Origin of the sequence: Streptomyces pinistramenti (genome assembly GCF_020564935.1) — a bacterium.
Taxonomy (GTDB): Bacteria; Actinomycetota; Actinomycetes; order Streptomycetales; family Streptomycetaceae; genus Streptomyces; species Streptomyces pinistramenti.
Window position 1 is genome coordinate 33,157 of the sequence record NZ_JAJCXB010000035.1, and the last position, 20,710, is coordinate 53,866.

The window sequence follows — 20,710 nt, forward strand, 5'->3', positions numbered from 1 at the left end:
GGCTCTCTCACTGGCACGCGCATTCCGGACCGCCCGTCCCGTCAGAGCACCGCGGCGCGCGGGCCGTCGGGCTGTTCGAGGCGGCGCTCGTGAATGGCATGGGCGATTTCCGAGACATCGGCGTCGGTGAACCTCTTGAAGCCGTCTTCGGTGATCACCGTGACGATCGGGTAGATCCGCCGGGCCAGGTCGGGCCCGCCGGTCGCCGAATCGTCGTCAGCTGCGTCGTAGAGCGCCTGAACGACGGCCGTGGCGGCCTGATGCTCCGTGAAGTCGTCGCGGTACAGCTTCTTGAGGGCGCCGCGGGCGAAGACGGAACCGGATCCCGTCGACGCGAAGCCGTGCTCCTCGGACCGCCCACCGGTCACGTCGTAGGAGAAGATGCGGCCCTTCTCCCGGTCGACGTCCCAGCCGGCGAACAGCGGCACGACGGCGAGGCCCTGCATGGCCATCCCGAGATTGCCCCGGATCATCGTGGAGAGGCGGTTTGCCTTGCCCTCCAGGGACAGCTGGGCGCCTTCCACCTTCTCGAAGTGCTCCAGCTCCAGCTGGAACAGCTTGACCATCTCGACGGCCAGACCGGCCGTACCGGCGATGCCGACAGCGGAGTATTCGTCGGCCGGGAAGACCTTCTGGATGTCGCGCTGGGCGATGACGTTGCCCATCGTCGCCCTGCGGTCACCGGCGAGCACCACGCCGCCGGGGAACGCCGCCGCCACGATGGTCGTGCCGTGCGGTGCCTCGATGGCGCCCTGGACGGGCGGCAACGGGCGGTTGCCCGGCAGCAGGTCGGGAGAGTGCTCGCCGAGGAAGTCCATGAACGACGAGGATCCAGGCGTCAGGAAGGCAGCTGGTAGACGCCCGGTGCTACGGGTGTTGGCTTCCACACGTTTCCTTCCGGATACTCGGCCGACCCCCTCCGGGCGGCCCGCCGATGCTTGAATTGTCCCAGGCTGCGGTGCAGCTGAAGCACTGTACGACCCGGACCCTACCCGTCCTGCGGCCGTGATCCACATGAGTTCCAGAACCGGGCTGCACCGGCCTCACCGGCCGTGGGGAGCGGGCGGCCTGACATGCCGCCGGCTCCGCACGGCCACGCGGGAAAGGTCTCCGGCACTCCGGGCCGGGCCGACGGCGCTCCGCAGAACACCACCGGCACCGCGCCCGGTCCACGGTCCGGTTACTCTCCGCCCTTCTGAACGAAGCTCCGCACGAAGTCCTCGGCGTTCTCTTCGAGCACGTCGTCGATCTCGTCCAGCACCGAATCGACGTCGTCCGACAGCTTTTCCTGGCGTTCCTTGAGGTCTTCGGAAGCCTCCGCCTCCTGCGTCTGCTCCTCGACCTCTTCGGTGGAACGCGTGGCCTTCTGCTGCCCGCCGCCGCTGTCCTTGGTCGCCATTTCCCTCACCCCGCTCGGTTCGCCCCGCTCGATGTGACTTTCAAGATCCGACCCTACAAGCTGGCTCTGACATCGGCCCTGCACTTGTTGCAACGCCCGGGAGTCACCTCGATGATTCCCGCCCCGCGACCTTTTCAGCCGTGGATCAGCCGCGAATCCGTGCCCGTTCAATGGCCGGAAAGCGCCCTCACCAGCTCCTCGGCCGTGCGGCAGCGGTCCAGCAGGTCCTTGACGTGCTCACGCGTCCCACGCAGCGGCTCCAGAGTGGGAACCCGTTGCAGAGAGTCACGGCCCGGCAGATCGAAAATCACCGAGTCCCAGGAGGCGGCCGCGACGTCGTCCGCGTACTGCTCCAGGCAGCGGCCGCGGAAATAGGCCCTGGTGTCCTCGGGCGGCTGCAACCGGGACCGCTGGACCTCGGGCTCCTCCAGCAGCCGCTTCATCTTGCCGCGGGCCGCCAGGCGGTTGTAGAGGCCCTTGTCGGACCGCACGTCCGCGTACTGGAGGTCGATGAGGTGCAGCCGTGCCGCGTCCCACTCCAGGCCGTCACGGCGACGGTAGCCCTCCATCAGCTCCCGCTTGGCGACCCAGTCCAGCTCCCCGGAGAGGCTCATCGGGTCGTTCTCCAGCCGCCCGAGCACGTCCTCCCAGCGGGTCAGCACGTCCTTCGTCTGCTCGTCCGCGTCCGCGCCGTAGCGGTCCTCGACGTACTTGCGGGCCAGTTCGAAGTACTCCATCTGAAGCTGGACGGCGGTGAGCGTGCGGCCGCTGCGGAGCGTGATCAGGTGGCGCAGACCGGGGTCGTGCGAGACCTGGTGCAGGGCGCGGACCGGCTGGTCGACGGCCAGGTCGACGGCGATGAAACCGTCCTCGATCATGGAGAGGACCAGCGAGGTGGTGCCCAGCTTCAGGTAGGTCGAGATCTCGGAGAGATTCGCGTCGCCGATGATCACATGCAGCCGGCGGTACTTCTCGGCGTCCGCATGCGGTTCGTCGCGGGTGTTGATGATCGGGCGCTTGAGCGTCGTCTCCAGGCCGACCTCGACCTCGAAGTAGTCGGCACGCTGGCTGAGCTGGAAGCCGTGCTCACGCCCGTCCTGGCCGATGCCGACCCGGCCTGCGCCGGTGACGACCTGGCGTGAGACGAAGAACGGCGTCAGGTGCCGCACGATGTCCGAGAACGGGGTCTCCCGCTTCATCAGGTAGTTCTCGTGCGTGCCGTAGGAGGCGCCCTTGTTGTCGGTGTTGTTCTTGTAGAGGAGGATCGGCTGGGCGCCGGGAACCTGGCCGGCCAGCTCGGCGGCCTCGGCCATGACCCGCTCGCCAGCCTTGTCCCACAACACGGCGTCCCGCGGATTCGTGACCTCCGGCGCGCTGTATTCAGGGTGCGCGTGGTCGACGTACAGCCGCGCGCCATTGGTGAGGATCACATTGGCGAGGCCGATGTCCTCATCGGTGAGCTGACTGGAATCGGCGGCCTCGCGGGCGAGGTCGAAGCCGCGGGCGTCCCGCAGCGGATTCTCCTCCTCGAAATCCCAACGGGCACGCCGTGCCCGGTGCATCGCCGCCGCGTAGGCGTTGACGACTTGGGACGAGGTGAGCATGGCATTGGCGTTCGGGTGTCCGGGGACGGAGATTCCGTACTCCGTCTCGATCCCCATTACTCGCCGTACGGTCATGCGGCCCTCCTTGCCCGGCGGCGCCCCCTGATGGGGTCGGCGCTCAAGTACCGCTGCGCTTCCGGTCTGTGTGCGATCCCCGCTCCCGCACAGCGTGACGTCGCGGTACTGACGAGCCTAGAACGCCTTTGCGGCGCTGGGGAGATCATTACAGTCATTGCTCCCGTCCGGTTTCCCCGGCCACCGCCCGGCGCTTTGCCCGGGGCTGCCCGGGTGACCCCGGAAAAGCGTCCGGCTGCGGACGCCCCGTGCAGGACATCCGCAGCCGGAGCGCGGTGTTACAGGTATTGGCCGGTATTCGCCACCGTGTCGATGGAGCGACCGGTATCCGCGCCCTGCTTTCCGGTGACCAGCGTACGGATGTAGACGATCCGCTCGCCCTTCTTACCGGAGATACGGGCCCAGTCGTCCGGGTTGGTGGTGTTCGGCAGGTCTTCGTTCTCCTTGAACTCGTCCACGCATGCCTGGAGGAGGTGGGAGACCCGCAGACCCTTCTGGTTGTGTTCGAGGAAGGCTTTGATGGCCATCTTCTTCGCGCGACCGACGATGTTCTCGATCATCGCGCCGGAATTGAAGTCCTTGAAGTACAGGACTTCCTTGTCACCATTGGCATAGGTGACCTCCAGGAAGCGGTTCTCCTCGGATTCCGCGTACATCTGCTCGACGACGGACTGGATCATCCCGCTGACGGCTGCCTTGCGGGAATCGCCGTGCTCGGCAAGATCGTCGGCGTGCAGCGGAAGACGCTCGGTGAGGTACTTCGAGAAGATGTCCTTCGCCGCTTCCGCGTCCGGACGCTCGATCTTGATCTTCACGTCGAGGCGGCCGGGGCGCAGGATCGCCGGGTCGATCATGTCCTCGCGGTTCGAGGCGCCGATCACGATGACGTTCTCCAGGCCCTCCACACCGTCGATCTCGGAGAGCAGCTGCGGGACGATGGTGTTCTCCACGTCCGAGCTGACACCGGAGCCACGGGTGCGGAAGAGGGAATCCATCTCGTCGAAGAAGACGATGACGGGCGTGCCCTCGCTGGCCTTTTCCCTCGCCCGCTGGAAGACCAGCCGGATGTGCCGTTCGGTCTCGCCGACGTATTTGTTGAGGAGTTCGGGGCCCTTGATGTTGAGGAAGAAGCTCTTCCCCGCGGGCTGGCCGGTCACCTCGGCGACCTTCTTGGCAAGGGAGTTGGCGACCGCCTTGGCGATGAGCGTCTTGCCGCAGCCGGGCGGGCCGTAGAGCAAGACGCCCTTGGGCGGGCGGAGTTCGTGCTCCTTGAAGAGGTCGGGGTAGAGGTACGGAAGCTCGACCGCGTCCCGGATCAGTTCGATCTGGCCGCCCAGACCGCCGATCTTGGTGTAGTCGATGTCCGGGACCTCTTCGAGGACGAGTTCCTCGACCTCGCTCTTCGGGATGACTTCATAGACGTAGCCGGAGCGGGATTCGAGCAGCAGGGCGTCGCCGGGGCGGATGGTGATGTCCAGCAGCGGCTCGGCGAGCCGCACCACCCGTTCCTCGTCGGTGTGCCCGACGACCAGAGCGCGCTCGCCGTCCTCAAGAATTTCCTTGAGGGTGACGATGTCCCCGGCGCTCTCGAACTCCATGGCCTCGACCACATTGAGCGCTTCGTTGAGCATGACCTCCTGGCCGCGCCTGAGATCGTTCGTCTCCACGCTGGGGCTGACATTCACCCGGAGCTTTCGGCCCCCGGTGAAGATATCGGCCGTGCCGTCCTCATTCGTCTGCAGGAAGACGCCGAAGCCGGCCGGCGGCTGCGCGAGCCGGTCGACCTCCTCCTTGAGCGCGACGATCTGGTCGCGGGCCTCTCGGAGAGTATTGGCGAGTCGCTCGTTCTGCGCGGAAACGCCGGCCAGGTTGGTCTGCAGCTCGACGATCCGCTCTTCGAGAATCCTCGTATGACGCGGAGAGTCGGCGAGCTTGCGTCGCAGGACGGCGATCTCCTGCTCAAGATAGGCAACCTGGCCGGCGGGGTCTTCAGACCCCCGCCCCGGCCGGATGCCGCGGTTGATGTCGTCGTCGTGGGCTGCCACGGTCCTCACCTCCTCCAAGGGGAGCTGGACGCTTCCTGACCCTACCTGGGCCGGTGCAGGTTGAAACCCCTAGATCGAAAAGACGGTCGGGGTGTGTCCGATCTTCACCCTTGCGCACGTCCGCTCACCAAGGGAATACCCACCGAACAACATCGGAAAGCGACCGGTTGTATCGTCGGGACGGTCAACACCCGTCAGGGCTGGCGCCACTTAGACAAAAACGCTTCACGTACGCAGGAACGGCAGGCGAGATGACCGCGCAGGAAGAAGCCACTCCAGAGCTCGAAGTCTGGATCGATCAGGACTTGTGCACCGGGGACGGGATCTGCGCGCAGTACGCGCCCGAGGTCTTCGAGCTGGACATCGACGGACTGGCCTACGTCAAGAGCGCCGACGACGAACTGCTGCAGGACAAGGGGGCGACAACGCCCGTTCCACTGCCGCTGCTCAACGACGTGCGGGACTCGGCGAAGGAGTGCCCGGGGGACTGCATCCACGTGCGCCGGGTCACCGACCGGGTGGAGGTCTACGGCCCGGAGGCGGAATAGCCGCCGGGCGGCGGGGAGAAGGCAGCGCCGGCACCGGGCCGCCGCCTTCTCCGGAGTACGCCCTGTGATGGCTCAGATACGCGCGGTGCCTACGGTGGCGGGGAGTTCGTTGCGGACGAACTTCCCGCCCTTCCATTGCCACTTGGCGGAAGTACGCACGTCGGGGCAGCAGCGCGGAACGTCGGTCGTGGAGTACCCCAGGAGCGTCGCGGAGATCTCTCCGGAGTCCAGGGAGAGGTCCTGGACGCTGAGCTGCTGGGAGGGTGCCAGGAGCGTGGCGACGATGCGGGGTGTCTTCCCCTTGCCGGTCGGCTGCGCGAGGACGTAGACGCCGCTCGGCGGGGTGCCGGTGGCGCTGTGGCAGCGGACCGTCGCGACGGTCTCGATCGTGCCGTCGCCGTCGAGGTCGCCGGAGACCTTCTTCACCACGTCGAGGCGGTTCGGGCCGCAGTCGACGGGGAAGGCCACACCCCGCGGGTCGGGGGCTGCCGCAGGATGGCCTGATGCGGTCGGGATGGCGGTCACATCGGGGGGCTGGACGAACGAGGCCGCAGCGATGACCGCGGCGACGGCGGTGGCTGTGGCGAGCCAGTGCATGGGGCGGGGCTGGGTGTGCGAAAGATCCTGGCCTGCCAAGGGCTGCACGCGGGGTAACTCCTGTGAAGTGCTGTGGCGGTGGGAGTGCCCAGCATCGTTCCACAGGACAAGACGCCCAGGAACCAGCCGGACCGGAGTTTTACGCCGGAAACGAAGGAGCGCCGCCGACGGTTCCCGCAGAGGGAACTCGTCGGCGGCGCCCGGTGGTTCGGTGGCCGGAAGCCGGCGGTCAGCCGCGCTCCGCGGAGTCGCCCGAGGGCGCGTCCTTGGAACCGCCCGACGCGGAACCCGGGCCGGTGTAGTCGTCGCCGTACGCGCCCTTGGCAGGACGGCGGCGGCGCAGCGGGGGCTCGACGCCGTCGGCGAGACGGCGGGCGGTGAGCAGGAAGCCGGTGTGGCCGATCATGCGGTGGTCGGGGCGTACGGCGAGGCCCTCGACGTGCCAGGTGCGGACCATGGTTTCCCAGGCCGACGGCTCGTTGAAGGTGCCGTGTTCGCGGATCGCCTCGACGGTGCGGGCCAGCTGCGTGGTCGTGGCGACGTACGCGCAGAGGATGCCGCCGGGGACCAGCGCCTTGGAGACGGCCTCCAGGCACTCCCAGGGGGCGAGCATGTCGAGGATGACCCGGTCGACCTCGGTGTCGGAGAGGTTGTCCTGGAGGTCACCGACGGTCAGCGTCCAGGCGGGGTGCGGCTCGCCGAAGTAGCGCTCGACGTTCTGGGTGGCGATCTTGGCGAAGTCTTCGCGGCGCTCGTAGGAGTGCAGCATGCCCTGGTCGCCGATGGCGCGCAGCAGGAAGCTGCTGAGCGAGCCGGAACCCACTCCCGCCTCGACGACGCGGGCGCCAGGGAAGATGTCGGCCATCGCCAGGATCTGCCCCGCGTCCTTGGGGTAGACCACGGCGGCGCCGCGGGGCATGGACAGGACGTAGTCGGGGAGCAGCGGGCGCAGCGCGAGGTAGGCGACGTTCCCGGTGGTACGGACAACACTGCCCTCGGGAGCACCGATCAGCTCGTCGTGGGGGAAGGCTCCCTTGTGGGTGTGGAAGCTTTTTCCCTCTTCGAGCGTGAAGGTGTAGTGGCGTCCCTTGGGGTCGGTGAGCTGGACCTGGTCCCCGACCTTGAAGGGCCCGCGACGGCGGGCGGCACCGGTCGGTTCGGACATGTGACCAGCCTACCGGCCCTGGAGGACGCCCAGGACCAGCGGGCGTCCCGTAGGCGGCGCGGGCGGGTCAGGAGTGGCGGGCCATGGCGGAGACGAAGGCCCGCTCGACATCGTCGGTGGACAGCACGCCGTAGATCTCGCCGGTCTCCTCGACGACGAGGTATTCGGTGGCCGGGGTGGTGCGGAGGAATTCGAGGAGGTCCTCACCGGCCAGTTCGGCCGGAACCCGCATGCCCTCCCTGAGGTCCTGGGCGAGGGTGCCGACCGGCACCCAGGGGCGGCGGTGTTCGGGGACGCCGACGATGGCGGCCTCGCGGACGACCGCGGTGGGTTCGCCGTGCCCGTCGACGACGACCAGGGCGCGGGCCCCGGAGTCGTTGGCGCGGCGGAGCGCCTCGGAGAGCGGGGTGGCGTTCTCGACGGGGACGGCGCGCCGGGTGAGCGTACGGGCCTGGAGTTCGGGGAGGCGCTCGCGCAGCCGGGCCATCCGGAGGCTGTTGCCTGCGCCGGTCCAGATGATGGCGGCCAGGATCGCGGCGAGCAGGGCGTCGGTGAGGGAGTCGGCGCCGCCGATCTCGGGGCGGGGGCCGCCGAGCGCTCCGGTGTGCGTGAGCAGCGGCAGGCCGATCAGGACGGTGACGGCGAGCGCGCGGCCGATCCAGGCGGCGGCGACGGTGCCGGTCATCGGGTTGCCGGTGATCTTCCAGACGACGGCGCGCAGCATCCGGCCGCCGTCGAGCGGGAGTCCGGGCAGGAAGTTGAAGACCGCGACGATGAGGTTGGAGATCATCAGCCCCGCGAGCAGCACGCCGGGGACCGTGCCGGCCTCGACGAGCTGCATGCCGCCGTAGAAGACGCCGGAGAGCACGAGGGAGAGGAACGGGCCCACGAAGGCGAGGACGAATTCCCTGCCGGGGGTCTCGGTCTCCTTCTCGATCTCCGATACGCCGCCGAAGAACTGGAGCTGGATGCGGCGTACCGGGAGCTTGAAGCGGAGCGCGGCGACGGTGTGCGCGAGTTCGTGGATGAGGACCGAGGCGTAGAAGGCGACGGCGAAGAAGAGCGAGACGAGGTAGCGGGCGACGCCGAGTTCGGGCAGGACCTGTTCGAGCTGGGCGCCGAAGACCCAGGTGATCAGGGCGGCGACGAGGAACCAGCTGGGAGCGACGTAGACGGGCACGCCGAAGGGGCGGCCCATGAGGATGCCGCCGCCCTTCTTGCGGCCCGGTGCCGGTGCCTTGCGGCCCTTGGAATCCTTGGGGTTATCGGGGCCCTTGGGCGGCTCGGGCGGATTGGGCGGCTGGGGCTGCACGGGCTCGTGGGGGCCCTGCGGCTTCCCGCTCTCGTCCACGGTGTCCCCTCGTCGAATACGGCCTTCGCGCTGTTCGGCGTGATCTCTCGATCATGCTGCGCAAAGGGGTCTGACGTCGATGGTATGCGGAGCGTGCCCGGCCGTTCCGCTGCGGGCCCCCGGTCCGTGCCGTGGTGGCGGGTGTTGTCAGTGCCTGGCCGTAGGGTCGGGTGTCATGGGAACGAGCACCGAGAATGCCGAGGCGGATGTGGCGGCGGCGCCGCAGGACGGGCGGGGCGGGCGGGAGACGGCAGGCCCCGGCGCGCAGCGCGGGGCACAGCGGCCGCCGGGGCGTCCCGTCGCGCTGTCGCCCTCGCGGGCGAGCGACTTCATGCAGTGCCCGTTGCTGTACCGCTTCCGGGTGATCGACAAGCTGCCGGAGAAGCCCAGCCCGGCGGCGACCCGCGGCACCGTGGTGCATGCGGTGCTGGAGCGGCTCTTCGATGCGCCGGCGGCGGAGCGTACGGCGCCCGGGGCCCGCGCGATGGTGGCGGGCGAGTGGGAGAAGCTGCTGGGCAGGCGGCCGGAGCTGGCCGAGCTCTTCGCCGACGATCCGGAGGGCGAGCGACTGGCCGGCTGGCTGGCGGACGCCGAGGCGCTGGTGGAGCGGTGGTTCTCGCTGGAGGATCCGACGCGCCTGGAGCCCGCGGACCGTGAGCTGTATGTCGAGACGGTGCTGGATTCGGGGCTGCAGCTGCGCGGGTTCATCGACCGGGTGGACGTCGCGCCGACGGGCGAGGTCAGGATCGTCGACTACAAGACCGGCAAGGCGCCGCGTCCGCAGTTCGCCGAGGGCGCGCTGTTCCAGATGAAGTTCTACGCGCTGGTGATGTGGCGGCTGCGCGGGCTGGTGCCGCGCCGGTTGCAGCTGGTCTACCTGGGCAGCGGCGACGTCATCACGTACGACCCCGGCGAGGCCGAACTGCTGGGCGTGGAGCGGAAGTTGCTGGCGCTGTGGGAGGCGATCGGGAAGGCGACGGAGTCCGGCGACTGGCGACCGCGGCCGACGAAGCTGTGCGGCTGGTGCGACCATCAGGCGCACTGCCCGGAGTTCGGCGGCACTCCCCCGGTCTATCCGCTGACGGTCCGCCCGGCGGACGGGAGCGGCCCCGAGCAGGGCAGAATGGAGCCGGTCTAACGAAGGAGATTTGGTGGCTATCCGCGTCCTGCTGGTCGACGACCAGCCGCTGCTGCGTACGGGTTTCCGGATGATCCTGGAGGCCGAGCAGGATCTGGCGGTCGTCGGCGAGGCCGGGGACGGCCTGCAGGCACTGGACCAGGTGCGGGCGTTGCAGCCCGATGTGGTGCTGATGGACATCCGCATGCCACGGATGGACGGTGTGGAAGCGACCCGCCGGATCACCGGTCCGGCGAAGGACGGCCCGGCGAAGGTGCTGGTACTGACGACGTTCGACCTGGACGAGTACGTCGTCGAGGCGCTGCGGGCGGGGGCCAGCGGCTTCCTGCTCAAGGACGCGCCGGCCAACGAGCTGGTGCAGGCGATCCGGGTGGTGGCGGCCGGCGAGGCGATGCTGGCGCCCAGCATCACGCGCCGGCTGCTGGACAAGTACGCCGGTCATCTCCCGTCGGGCGAGGAGTCGGTGCCGGACACGCTGCACACGCTCACCGAACGCGAGGTCGAGGTGCTGAAGCTGGTGGCCCGTGGCCTGTCGAACGCCGAGATCGCGGCGGATCTGTTCGTGAGCGAGACGACGGTCAAGACGCACGTGGGGCATGTACTGACGAAGCTGCGGCTGCGCGACAGGGTGCAGGCGGCGGTCTACGCGTACGAGAGCGGGCTGGTGCGCCCCGGGGCCCAGTAGGCGGCGCGGGGCCGCCTACTGGCGGTGGTCATGACGGCGGGGCCGGTCCTGAGATCAGGACCGGCCCCGCGGTCGTGCGCACGGCTGCGGGAAACGGCCGGGTCTCCCGCGGTGGGTCAGTCGGCGACGCCGCGGCCCAGCTCCCAGATCTGCAGCGCGGACGAGGAGTTGAGGGCCCATTCCACGCCGGTGATGTCGTCGCGGGCGGCGACGTACTGCTTGCCCTGCCACAGCGGGAGGATCGGGACGTCTTCGGCGAGGATGTTCTGGACTTCCTTGAAGCCGGCGCCCGCGGCGTTGCGGTCGGTCTGCTGCCGGGTGGCGGGGATCAGCTGATCGATCTTGGCGTTGCGGTAGGGCGAGTTGAGGAAGTTCCCCTTGCCGAGGAAGGGCGCGATGTAGTTGTCGGCGTCCGGGATGTCGGGGAACCAGCCCATGCCGTAGATCGCGTACTTGCCCTCCGACGAGTCGGTGCGGAACTGCTGCCAGTTGCGGATGCCCTTGATGTCGACGTCGAACAGCTTGCTGGCGTTGAGCTGCTTCTGCAGGGCCGCGAACTCCTTGGCGGTGCTGGCGCCGTAGTGGTTCTCGGTGTACGTCAGGGTCAGCTTCACCGGGGTGTGGATGTTCGCCTGCTCAAGGATCTTGCGGGCGGCCGGGACGCTGGGGTTGCCGTACTTGGTGAAGAAGGAATTGATGTGGCCGGTGAGGCCGGTGGGCACCAGGGAGTACAGCGGGTCGCCGGCGTAGGAGTAGACGTCACGCAGCATCTGGGAGCGGTTGACGAGCTGCGCCATCGCCTGGCGTACGGCCGGGTCGGAGACCGACGGGTCCTTCGTGTTGAAGGCGAGGTAGCGGATTTCCTGGCCGGGCATCTCCTGGAGGGTGATGTGCTCGTCCCGGGAGTTCTTCAGGCCCTTGACCTGATTGGGCGACAGACCACGGTTCATCAGGTCGATATCGCCCTTGCGCAGGGCCGTCTCCATGTCGGACGAGCTGCCGAAGAACCGCATCGCCACCTTGTTGTTCAGGGGCTTCACGGCGCCCTTGTAGGTGGGGTTCTTGGTGAAGACGACCTTGGTGACGCGCTGGCCGCTGTGCTCGGCCTTGAGCGTGTACGGGCCGGAGCCGACCAGCTCGAAGCCGTTGTAGAGATGGTCCTTGGGGTACACGCGGTGGTCGACGATGCCGGCGGCCGGTGTGGTGAGCTTCTGCGGGAAGGTGGCGTCCGGCTTCTTGAGGTGGAAAACGACTTCGGTGTCGCTGGGTGTTTCCACCTTGTCGATGTCGTTGACCAGCGTGCCGGGACCGTTGGCGTAGTTGATCTTCTGCACGCGGTCGATGGAGAACTTCACGTCCTGCGCGGTGAGCGCATGGCCGTTGGAGAATTTCAGATCGCTGCGCAGAGTGCACCGGAACTGTTCGTTCCGGGTGTCGCTGAACCCGCAGGTCTTGGCGGCCTCGGGCACCGGCGCCGTACCGGTCCTCGGCAGCCGCATCAGAGTCTGAAGGGTGCCGCGCAGGACGTTCATCGCGTCGACGTCGTACGCCTGCGCCGGGTCGAACGGGGCGGGCGCTGCCTTGGTGGCCTCGATCTGCGTGGCGACCCCGACGACGATCGGGTCGCCGCTCCCGCCCGCGCCGTCCGAGCTGCCGCAGGCAGCGAGTACGGGGGCGAGCAGACCGGCCAGGGCCGGCAGCACCAAGGTCTTGCGATTCATCGTCGGCAGGTTCCTTATCAGCTGCAGAGGTGTTGCTCGCGTCGACATTAGTAGCCACGGCCAGCCGGTCCGGGACGGAACGGAGTTGCCGTTATATCGCCACGGGATATCCGTACCCGGACGACCGATAACCGGACGGCGGAACGATTCGTACGTCGCTCCACCAATCCGGACACTTACCCCCGCACAAAGGGTCGAAGAGGCCCCCTGGAACACCTGTCGGCCCGACTGTCGACGCCATGGCGCGTGAGAAACGTCACGCCTCCAATTACCCTTCACGATGCGGGAATTCGGGCGTGCATTCGTCACGGAAAATGAGCGCACCACTCCCCTGAGTTCCGTCGGTTTTCACCGAAGCACGCTCAGTGCACGCCGTCTCGGCTTTCCGTGATGAGTGACCGGAGAAAAGGCAGATCAACTTCTTCGAGCGAACGGACGACCGTACGGCCGTCGGCGGGCGGGATCGGCAGCACGGACGGCACGGCGACGACCCGGCAGCCCGCGGCCTCGGCCGCCGTCACGCCGGTCATCGTGTCCTCCACCACCGCACACCGCGCCGGGTCGACGCCCAGCCGCGCCGCCGCCGTCAGATACGGGTCCGGGTGCGGCTTGGTGCGTGGCAGTTCGTCACCCGCGAGGGTCAGGTGGAAGTTCGCCGCTCCCAGGGAGAGCAGCATCCGGTCGATGATGGTCCGGTGCGAGGCCGAGACCAGCGCGGTGGGCACGGCGTGCGCGGCCAGTTCGGCGAGCAGCCGGTGCGCGCCGGGCATCAGCGGCACGCCATGGGCGATCCGGGCGGCGAAGCGGGCGTTGAGCAGGCCGCTCAGCTCCGTCAGGCCGATCTCGGCTCCGGTGGCGCGGATCAGGTAGCCGGCGCTGCGGGTCATCGGGCCGCCGACGACGACGCCGCGGTGGGTGTCGTCCAGGATGTGCCCCAGTTCGGCGAAGACCTCCGCCTCCGCCTCCCACCAGAAGCCCTCGGTGTCGACGAGGGTGCCGTCCAGGTCGAGGAAGACGGCCTGGAGGGTCGCGCCTTCGGCCGTACGGGTATCGACCGCGGGGATGCTGCTGGTCATCCGTCCACCTCCGTGAGGGCGTCCCCGAAGGGACGAAAGGGCCGGTCGCCGCCCCGGACGGGGGAAGCGACCGGCCACTACCGGACCGACCAGTGTACGACTGCCCACGGCGAGGTGCCCGCCGCGGCGGTGGCGGGCCGCCCGCCGGGGATGACGGGCGGCCGCGTGCTGCTCACCGTGCGTTGAAGTACTTCGCTTCGGGGTGGTGGATGATGATCGCGTCGGTGGACTGTTCGGGGTGGAGCTGGAATTCCTCGGACAGCTCGACGCCGATGCGCCCGGGTTCGAGCAGGTCGGCGATCTTGGCGCGGTCCTCCAGGTCGGGGCAGGCGCCGTAGCCCAGCGAGAAGCGCGCGCCGCGGTACTTGAGGGCGAACATGTCCTCGACGTCGGCGGGGTCCTCGCCGGCGAAGCCCAGCTCGGAGCGGACCCTGGCGTGCCAGTACTCGGCCAGCGCCTCGGCGAGCTGGACGGACAGGCCGTGCAGTTCGAGGTAGTCGCGGTAGGCGTTGGCGGCGAACAGCTCGGCGGTCGCCTCGCCGATCCGTGAGCCGACGGTGACGACCTGAAGCCCGACGACGTCCCGCTCGCCCGACTCCTCGGGCCGGAAGAAGTCGGCCAGGCACAGGCGCCGGCCGCGGCGCTGGCGCGGGAAGGTGAAGCGGGTGCGCTCGGTGCCGTCCTCGTGCAGGAGGATGAGGTCGTCGCCCTTGGAGTAGCAGGGGAAGTAGCCCTGCACGACGGCGGCTTCCAGGAGGTTCTCGGTCTGGAGCTTGTCCAGCCAGCCGCGCAGCCGCGGCCGGCCCTCGGCCTCCACCAGCTCCTCGTACGTCGGGCCGTCTCCCGTACGGGCCTGCTTGAGGCCCCACTGGCCCTTGAAGAGGGCGCCCTCGTCCAGCCAGGAGGAGTAGTCGGCGAGCTGGATGCCCTTGACGACGCGGGTGCCCCAGAACGGCGGCTCGGGGACGGGGTTGTCGACGGCGACGTCGGAGCGCACCGAGCCCTCGGGTTCCTCGGCCTCCAGGACGGCGGTCTCGCGCTTGGGCACCCGCCGCTGCTTCAGCTCGGGCAGCGCCGCACCCGGCACCCCGCGCTTGACGGCGATCAGGGCGTCCATCAGGCGCAGTCCCTCGAAGGCGTCCCGGGCGTAGCGGACCTCGCCCTCGTAGATCTCGTGCAGGTCCTGTTCGACGTAGGCGCGGGTGAGGGCGGCGCCGCCGAGGATGACGGGGAAGTCGGCTGCCATGTTGCGCTGGTTCAGCTCCTGGAGGTTCTCCTTCATGATCACCGTGGACTTGACCAGGAGTCCCGACATGCCGATGACGTCCGCGCGGTGTTCCTCGGCGGCCTCCAGGATCGCCGAAACGGGCTGCTTGATGCCGAGGTTGACGACGTTGTAGCCGTTGTTGGACAGGATGATGTCGACGAGGTTCTTGCCGATGTCGTGGACGTCGCCGCGGACGGTGGCGAGCACGATGGTGCCCTTGCCCTCGTCGTCGCTCTTCTCCATGTGCGGTTCGAGGTGGGCGACCGCGGTCTTCATGACCTCGGCGGACTGGAGGACGAACGGCAGCTGCATCTGGCCGGAGCCGAACAGCTCGCCGACGACCTTCATGCCTTCCAGGAGCGTGTCGTTGACGATGGCCAGCGCCGGACGGCTCGTCAGCGCCTCGTCCAGGTCGGCCTCCAGGCCGTTCTTCTCGCCGTCGATGATGCGGCGCTGAAGGCGCTCGTCCAGCGGCAGGGCCAGGAGTTCCTCGGCGCGGCCGTCCTTGAGGGACTTGGTGTTGACGCCCTCGAACAGCTCCATGAGCTTCTGCAGCGGGTCGTAGCCCTCGGCGCGGCGGTCGTAGATCAGGTCGTGGGCGGCCTTGACCTGCTCCTCCTCCAGCCGGGCGATCGGCAGGATCTTCGAGGCGTGCACGATCGCCGAGTCCAGGCCGGCCTTGACGCACTCGTCGAGGAAGACGGAGTTGAGCGTGATGCGGGCGGCGGGGTTCAGGCCGAAGGAGATGTTCGACAGGCCCAGCGTGGTCTGTACGTCGGGGTGGCGGCGCTTGAGTTCGCGGATCGCCTCGATGGTGTTGATGCCGTCCTTGCGGGACTCCTCCTGACCGGTGCAGATGGTGAAGGTCAGGGTGTCGATGAGGATGTCCGACTCGTGGATGCCCCAGTTGCCGGTCAGGTCGGCGATGATCCGCTCCGCGATGGCGACCTTGTCCTCGGCGGTGCGGGCCTGGCCCTTCTCGTCGATGGTCAGCGCGATCAGCGCCGCGCCGTGCTCGGCGGCCAGCGCGGTCACCTTCGCCCAGCGGGACTCGGGGCCGTCGCCGTCCTCGTAGTTGACGGAGTTGATCACCGCGCGGCCGCCCAGCTTCTCCAGGCCGGCCTGGAGCACGGGCAGTTCGGTGGAGTCCAGCACGATCGGCAGGGTGGAGGCGGTGGCGAGCCGGCCGGCCAGCTCCTCCATGTCGGCGACACCGTCCCGGCCGACGTAGTCGACGCACAGGTCGAGCATGTGGGCGCCCTCGCGGATCTGGTCGCGGGCGATCTCCACGCAGTCGTCCCAGCGGGCCTCCAGCATCGCCTCGCGGAATTTCTTCGACCCGTTGGCGTTGGTGCGCTCCCCGATGGCGAGGTAGGAGGTGTCCTGGCGGAAGGGCACGGTCTGGTAGAGGGAGGCGGCGCCGGGCTCGGGGCGCGCCTCGCGGGCCGGCGGGACCAGGCCGCGCACCCGCTCGACGACCTGCCGCAGGTGCTCGGGGGTCGTGCCGCAGCAGCCGCCGACCAGCGACAGGCCGTACTCGGCGACGAACGACTCCTGCGCGTCGGCGAGTTCACCTGCGGACAGCGGGTAGTGCGCGCCGTCCTTGCCCAGGACCGGCAGGCCCGCGTTGGGCATGCAGGAGATCGGGACGCGGGAGTTGCGGGCGAGGTAGCGCAGGTGCTCGCTCATCTCGGACGGTCCGGTGGCGCAGTTGAGGCCGATCATGTCGATGCCGAGCGGCTCCAGCGCGGTCAGCGCGGCGCCGATCTCCGAGCCCAGCAGCATGGTGCCGGTGGTCTCGACCGTCACCGAGCAGATCACCGGGAGGCGGGTGCCGGTCGCTGCGAGGGCGCGGCGGGCGCCGAGGATGGCGGCCTTGGTCTGCAGCAGGTCCTGCGTCGTCTCCACCAGCAGCGCGTCGGCGCCGCCGGCGATCATGCCCTCGGCGTTCTGCTGATAGGCGTCGCGCAGCGTGACGTACGGGGCGTGGCCCAGCGTCGGCAGCTTGGTGCCGGGGCCCATCGAGCCCAGCACCCAGCGCTGCTGCCCGGTCGACGCGGTGAACTCGTCGGCGGCCTCGCGGGCGATCCGGGCGCCGGACTCGGACAGTTCGAAGACCCGCTCGGGGATGTCGTATTCGGCCAGCGCGGCGAAGTTCGCACCGAAGGTATTGGTCTCCACGCAGTCGACGCCGACCGCGAAGTACTCCTCATGCACCGAGCGCACGATGTCCGGACGGGTGATGTTGAGGACTTCGTTGCAGCCCTCCAGCTGCTGGAAGTCCTCCATCGTCGGGTCCTGCGCCTGCAGCATCGTGCCCATCGCCCCGTCGGCGACCACCACCCGGGAGGCCAGCGCCTCGCGGAAGGAATCGACGCGGGATGTGCTGTCGGACGATGGCGTGTACGAGGCCATGGAGATACTCCCCTGGTTGCGACGGCTGTCGGCTTTGCACCCTCCGGGAGAGGGCGCACCCGGCCAGCGTAGCTGCCGGCCCGGGACGGGGGTGCCGCATTCCAGCGCGTGGACAGCCACGTGGCCTGCCGCGTGCGCGGCACAATCCATGATCGTGATGGCTCCAGTGCCCCCCGCCGGTCGGCATGGGCCGATATCGTTCAGCATTGTCGAACCGCTCAATACGGAGGTTGTCCGATGGCACGCACCATCCAGTCGCTGGAGCGAGCCGCCGCAGTGCTGCGGCTGCTGGCCGGCGGGGAACGGCGGCTGGGTCTGTCCGACATCTCCTCCGCCCTCGGCCTGGCCAAGGGGACCGCACACGGCATCCTGCGCACCCTCCAGCAGGAGGGTTTCGTCGAACAGGACCCGGCGTCCGGGCGCTACCAGCTGGGCGCCGAACTGCTGCGCCTCGGCAACAGCTACCTGGACGTGCACGAGCTGCGCGCGCGGGCGCTGGTGTGGACCGACGATCTGGCCCGTTCCAGCGGCGAGAGCGTGTATCTCGGTGTGCTGCACCAGCAGGGCGTGCTGATCGTCCATCACGTCTTCCGGCCGGACGACAGCCGCCAGGTCCTTGAGGTGGGCGCGATGCACCCGCTCCACAGCACGGCGCTGGGCAAGGTGCTGTGCGCGTACGACCCGGTGGCGCACAGCGAGGTCACGGAGGTGGAGCGGCAGCCGCTCACGCCGCGCACGGTGACCGGTCTCGACGACTTCGAGGGCGTGCTGGACGTGACCCGGGCGCGCGGCTGGGCCGCGGACGTCGAGGAGACCTGGGACGGGGTGGCGTCGGTGGCCGCGCCGATCCATGACCGCAGGCGGATGCCGGTGGGTGCGGTGGGAATCACAGGGGCCGTGGAGCGGGTGTGCAAAGAGGGCGAGCTACGGCCGGAAATCATCGCTGCTGTGAGGGATTGCGCACGCGCCGTGTCCAGGGATCTTGGTGCAGGCCGCTTCTGACCGTTTTAGGTGCAATTACTCACCCAAGGTTTTCGCCACAGATGCCTTGACGGTTTCCTGCGGGTAAACAAAACTGCCGTTCGTCGGTCGGCATTGTCGAACACCTTGCGACAATCTTCGTTATGGTGGGCAGTGCCGCGGGCCGACCACCACCCTCTTGGAGGGTGCGGACCACCGGAGGGACCTGGGGGTCCGCCTTCCCCTGGACGAAGGACAAAGGAGTCGCGGGTGTCCAGCTCCGACATCTTCATCAGCGAGACCATCGGTACCGCTGTTCTGATATTGCTGGGCGGTGGCGTCTGCGCCGCCGTCACGTTCAAGCGCTCCAAGGCGTACAACGCCGGGTGGGTCGCCATCGCCTTCGGGTGGGGCTTGGCCGTCCTCGCGGGCGCTTACATCGCCGCGAAGTCCGGCGCGCACCTCAACCCCGCGGTCACCATCGGGCTCGCCATCAAGGGCGGCATCGAGTGGAGCCAGGTACCGGTCTACTTCGGCGGCGAGCTGCTCGGCTCCATGATCGGCGCGTTCCTGGTGTGGATCTCGTACTACGGGCAGTTCCGGGCGCACCTGACGGACCCCGAGGTGCTGGCCGCGCACAACGGCACGGACGGCCTCGTCGATCAGGCCGCGGCACCGAAGGCAGGCCCGGTTCTGGGCATCTTCTCCACCGGCCCGGAAATCCGGCACGCGGTACAGAACCTCGCAACCGAGATCATCGCCACCATCGTGCTCGTGCTGGCGATCCTCAACCTCGGCCTGAGCGACAACGGCAAGGGCGTCGGGCCGCTGGGCTCCCTGCTGGTCGCCCTGGTCGTCGTCGGTATCGGTCTGTCGCTGGGCGGGCCCACCGGCTACGGCATCAACCCGGTCCGCGACCTCGGGCCGCGCATCGTGCACGCGCTGCTGCCGCTGCCCAACAAGGGCGGTTCGGACTGGGGATACGCCTGGATCCCGGTCGTCGGCCCGCTGATTGGCGGGGCCATCGCCGGTGGCATCTATCAGGTGGCATTCGCCTGATCCGCGACCCCGCCCCGACCCCGCCCGCACAGATTTTCTGGAGCACACCATGAGCGACACCCACAACACGCCCTCCTCCCACGGCCACGGACCGTTCATCGCGGCCATCGACCAGGGCACGACCTCCAGCCGCTGCATCGTCTTCGACAAGGACGGCCGCATCGTGTCGGTCGACCAGAAGGAACACGAGCAGATCTTCCCGAAGCCGGGCTGGGTCGAGCACGACGCGGCCGAGATCTGGGCCAACGTCCAGCAGGTCGTGGCCGGCGCCGTCGAGAAGGCCGGCATCACCGCCGCCGACGTCAAGGCGATCGGCATCACCAACCAGCGCGAGACCACGCTGCTCTGGGACAAGCACACCGGCGAGCCCGTCCACAACGCCATCGTCTGGCAGGACACCCGCACCGACGCGCTCTGCAAGGAACTGGGCCGCAACGTCGGCCAGGACCGCTTCCGCCGCGAGACCGGCCTGCCGCTGGCCTCGTACTTCGCCGGGCCCAAGATCCGCTGGCTGCTGGACAACGTCGACGGCCTGCGCGAGCGCGCCGAGCGCGGCGACATCCTCTTCGGCACCATGGACTCCTGGGTCATCTGGAACCTCACCGGTGGCGTCAACGGCGGCGTGCACGTCACGGACGTCACCAACGCCTCGCGCACCCTGCTGATGAACCTGCACCGGCTGGAGTGGGACGAGAAGATCCTCCAGTCGATCCACATCCCGGCGGAGGTCCTCCCCGAGATCAAGTCCTCCGCCGAGATCTACGGCACCACCGCCGACGGCGTCCTCGCGGGTGTCCCGGTCGCCTCCGCGCTCGGCGACCAGCAGGCCGCGCTGTTCGGCCAGACCTGTTTCGACCAGGGCGAGGCCAAGTCCACGTACGGCACCGGCACCTTCATGCTGATGAACACCGGACACGAGCCGGTGAACTCGTACAACGGCCTGCTCACCACCGTCGGCTACCGCATCGGCGACCAGCAGGCGGTGTACGCGCTGGAAGGCTCCATCGCCGTCACCGGCTCGCTGGTGCAGTGGATGCGCGACCAGATGGGCCTGATCAACTCCGCCGCCGAGATCGAGACGCTGGCCAGCACGGTGGACGACAACGGCGGCGCGTACTTCGTGCCGGCGTTCTCCGGCCTGTTCGCCCCCTACTGGCGCTCGGACGCCCGCGGCGTCATCGCGGGCCTGACCCGTTACGTCACCAAGGCGCACATCGCGCGCGCCGTGCTTGAGGCCACCGCCTGGCAGACGCGCGAGATCACCGACGCCATGACCAAGGACTCCGGCGTCGAGCTGACCGCACTGAAGGTCGACGGCGGAATGACCTCCAACAACCTGCTGATGCAGACCATCTCGGACTTCCTGGACGCGCCCGTGGTGCGCCCGATGGTCGCCGAGACGACCTGCCTCGGCGCCGCCTACGCGGCCGGACTGGCCGTCGGCTTCTGGTCCAGCACCGACGAACTGCGCGCCAACTGGCGCCGGGCCGCCGAGTGGACCCCCCGGATGGAAGCGGCCACCCGTGACCGCGAGTACAAGAGCTGGCTCAAGGCCGTGGAACGCTCCATGGGCTGGCTCGATGACAGCATTGTCGAGGAGTAATC

At 68.7% G+C, this 20,710-nt stretch carries 16 protein-coding genes; 6 read left to right on the forward strand and 10 right to left on the reverse strand.

Going from position 1 to position 20,710, the window contains the following annotated elements; translation table 11 throughout:
- Positions 1-41 precede the first annotated feature (41 nt).
- The 4 genes from prcB to arc form a co-directional block, all read right to left on the reverse strand.
- Positions 42-887, reverse strand: coding sequence for a proteasome subunit beta (prcB, locus tag LIU39_RS22430; protein WP_227048626.1), 846 nt, complete (start codon positions 885-887; stop codon positions 42-44).
- A gap of 293 nt (positions 888-1,180) precedes the next feature.
- Complete coding sequence (locus LIU39_RS22435; RefSeq protein WP_227048627.1) at positions 1,181-1,399, reverse strand: ubiquitin-like protein Pup; 219 nt, start codon at positions 1,397-1,399, stop codon at positions 1,181-1,183.
- A 167-nt stretch (positions 1,400-1,566) separates the two neighbouring features.
- Positions 1,567-3,078, reverse strand: a complete 1,512-nt coding sequence (dop, locus tag LIU39_RS22440) for a depupylase/deamidase Dop (RefSeq protein WP_227048628.1) — start codon at positions 3,076-3,078, stop codon at positions 1,567-1,569.
- A gap of 278 nt (positions 3,079-3,356) precedes the next feature.
- Positions 3,357-5,123 carry a proteasome ATPase gene (gene arc / locus LIU39_RS22445; RefSeq protein ID WP_227048629.1) on the reverse strand — a complete coding sequence of 589 codons (1,767 nt, stop codon included), beginning with the start codon at positions 5,121-5,123 and terminating at the stop codon, positions 3,357-3,359.
- 251 nt (positions 5,124-5,374) lie between these two features.
- On the opposite strand from arc, the gene LIU39_RS22450 reads away from it, so the two are divergent.
- Positions 5,375-5,671 carry a ferredoxin gene (locus LIU39_RS22450; protein WP_227048630.1) on the forward strand — a complete coding sequence of 99 codons (297 nt, stop codon included), beginning with the start codon at positions 5,375-5,377 and terminating at the stop codon, positions 5,669-5,671.
- Positions 5,672-5,743: 72 nt separating this feature from the next.
- Here LIU39_RS22450 and LIU39_RS22455 read toward each other — a convergent pair whose 3' ends face one another.
- From LIU39_RS22455 to LIU39_RS22465, 3 genes are all read right to left on the reverse strand, one after another.
- A complete protein-coding gene (locus LIU39_RS22455; RefSeq protein ID WP_227048631.1) occupies positions 5,744-6,316 on the reverse strand; it encodes a hypothetical protein in 573 nt (190 codons plus the stop codon).
- Between the two features lie 181 nt (positions 6,317-6,497).
- Positions 6,498-7,433 (reverse strand): tRNA (adenine-N1)-methyltransferase, encoded by a 936-nt coding sequence (locus LIU39_RS22460; protein WP_227048632.1) that lies wholly within the window; start codon positions 7,431-7,433, stop codon positions 6,498-6,500.
- A gap of 67 nt (positions 7,434-7,500) precedes the next feature.
- Complete coding sequence (locus LIU39_RS22465; protein WP_227048633.1) at positions 7,501-8,784, reverse strand: site-2 protease family protein; 1,284 nt, start codon at positions 8,782-8,784, stop codon at positions 7,501-7,503.
- Between the two features lie 175 nt (positions 8,785-8,959).
- On the opposite strand from LIU39_RS22465, the gene LIU39_RS22470 reads away from it, so the two are divergent.
- Both LIU39_RS22470 and LIU39_RS22475 read left to right on the forward strand, forming a co-directional pair.
- Positions 8,960-9,922, forward strand: coding sequence for a RecB family exonuclease (locus LIU39_RS22470; RefSeq protein ID WP_227048634.1), 963 nt, complete (start codon positions 8,960-8,962; stop codon positions 9,920-9,922).
- A 13-nt stretch (positions 9,923-9,935) separates the two neighbouring features.
- Complete coding sequence (locus LIU39_RS22475; protein WP_227048635.1) at positions 9,936-10,607, forward strand: response regulator; 672 nt, start codon at positions 9,936-9,938, stop codon at positions 10,605-10,607.
- Positions 10,608-10,723: 116 nt separating this feature from the next.
- Here the strand turns inward: LIU39_RS22475 and LIU39_RS22480 are convergent, their stop codons facing one another.
- The 3 genes from LIU39_RS22480 to metH form a co-directional block, all read right to left on the reverse strand.
- Positions 10,724-12,328: an ABC transporter substrate-binding protein gene (locus tag LIU39_RS22480; RefSeq protein WP_227048636.1), complete on the reverse strand. Its 1,605-nt coding sequence runs from the start codon at positions 12,326-12,328 to the stop codon at positions 10,724-10,726.
- A gap of 362 nt (positions 12,329-12,690) precedes the next feature.
- Entirely contained in the window at positions 12,691-13,404 is a 714-nt protein-coding gene (locus LIU39_RS22485; RefSeq protein ID WP_227048637.1) for an HAD family hydrolase, read from the reverse strand.
- Positions 13,405-13,576: 172 nt separating this feature from the next.
- Complete coding sequence (gene metH, locus LIU39_RS22490) at positions 13,577-17,086, reverse strand: methionine synthase (protein WP_227048638.1); 3,510 nt, start codon at positions 17,084-17,086, stop codon at positions 13,577-13,579.
- A gap of 237 nt (positions 17,087-17,323) precedes the next feature.
- Here metH and LIU39_RS22495 point away from each other — a divergent pair, with 237 nt between their 5' ends.
- The 3 genes from LIU39_RS22495 to glpK all read left to right on the forward strand — a co-directional run bounded on the left by LIU39_RS22495 (position 17,324) and on the right by glpK (position 20,708).
- Complete coding sequence (locus LIU39_RS22495) at positions 17,324-18,088, forward strand: IclR family transcriptional regulator (protein ID WP_227048639.1); 765 nt, start codon at positions 17,324-17,326, stop codon at positions 18,086-18,088.
- A 228-nt stretch (positions 18,089-18,316) separates the two neighbouring features.
- Positions 18,317-19,105, forward strand: coding sequence for an MIP/aquaporin family protein (locus tag LIU39_RS22500; RefSeq protein WP_227048640.1), 789 nt, complete (start codon positions 18,317-18,319; stop codon positions 19,103-19,105).
- Between the two features lie 49 nt (positions 19,106-19,154).
- The gene (gene glpK, locus LIU39_RS22505) at positions 19,155-20,708 is read left to right on the forward strand and encodes a glycerol kinase GlpK (RefSeq protein ID WP_227048641.1); all 1,554 of its coding nucleotides are present in this window, start codon (positions 19,155-19,157) and stop codon (positions 20,706-20,708) included.
- Positions 20,709-20,710 lie beyond the last annotated feature (2 nt).

Excerpts from the sequence above, each read along its gene's own strand:
- LIU39_RS22435 (WP_227048627.1), bottom strand. The coding sequence starts at position 1,399 with ATGGCGACCAAGGACAGCGGCGGCGGGCAGCAGAAGGCCACGCGTTCC.
- dop (WP_227048628.1), bottom strand. The coding sequence starts at position 3,078 with ATGACCGTACGGCGAGTAATGGGGATCGAGACGGAGTACGGAATCTCC.
- LIU39_RS22450 (WP_227048630.1), top strand. The coding sequence starts at position 5,375 with ATGACCGCGCAGGAAGAAGCCACTCCAGAGCTCGAAGTCTGGATCGAT.
- LIU39_RS22460 (WP_227048632.1), bottom strand. The coding sequence starts at position 7,433 with ATGTCCGAACCGACCGGTGCCGCCCGCCGTCGCGGGCCCTTCAAGGTC.
- LIU39_RS22470 (WP_227048634.1), top strand. The coding sequence starts at position 8,960 with ATGGGAACGAGCACCGAGAATGCCGAGGCGGATGTGGCGGCGGCGCCG.
- LIU39_RS22480 (WP_227048636.1), bottom strand. The coding sequence starts at position 12,328 with ATGAATCGCAAGACCTTGGTGCTGCCGGCCCTGGCCGGTCTGCTCGCC.
- LIU39_RS22485 (WP_227048637.1), bottom strand. The coding sequence starts at position 13,404 with ATGACCAGCAGCATCCCCGCGGTCGATACCCGTACGGCCGAAGGCGCG.
- metH (WP_227048638.1), bottom strand. The coding sequence starts at position 17,086 with ATGGCCTCGTACACGCCATCGTCCGACAGCACATCCCGCGTCGATTCC.
- LIU39_RS22495 (WP_227048639.1), top strand. The coding sequence starts at position 17,324 with ATGGCACGCACCATCCAGTCGCTGGAGCGAGCCGCCGCAGTGCTGCGG.
- glpK (WP_227048641.1), top strand. The coding sequence starts at position 19,155 with ATGAGCGACACCCACAACACGCCCTCCTCCCACGGCCACGGACCGTTC.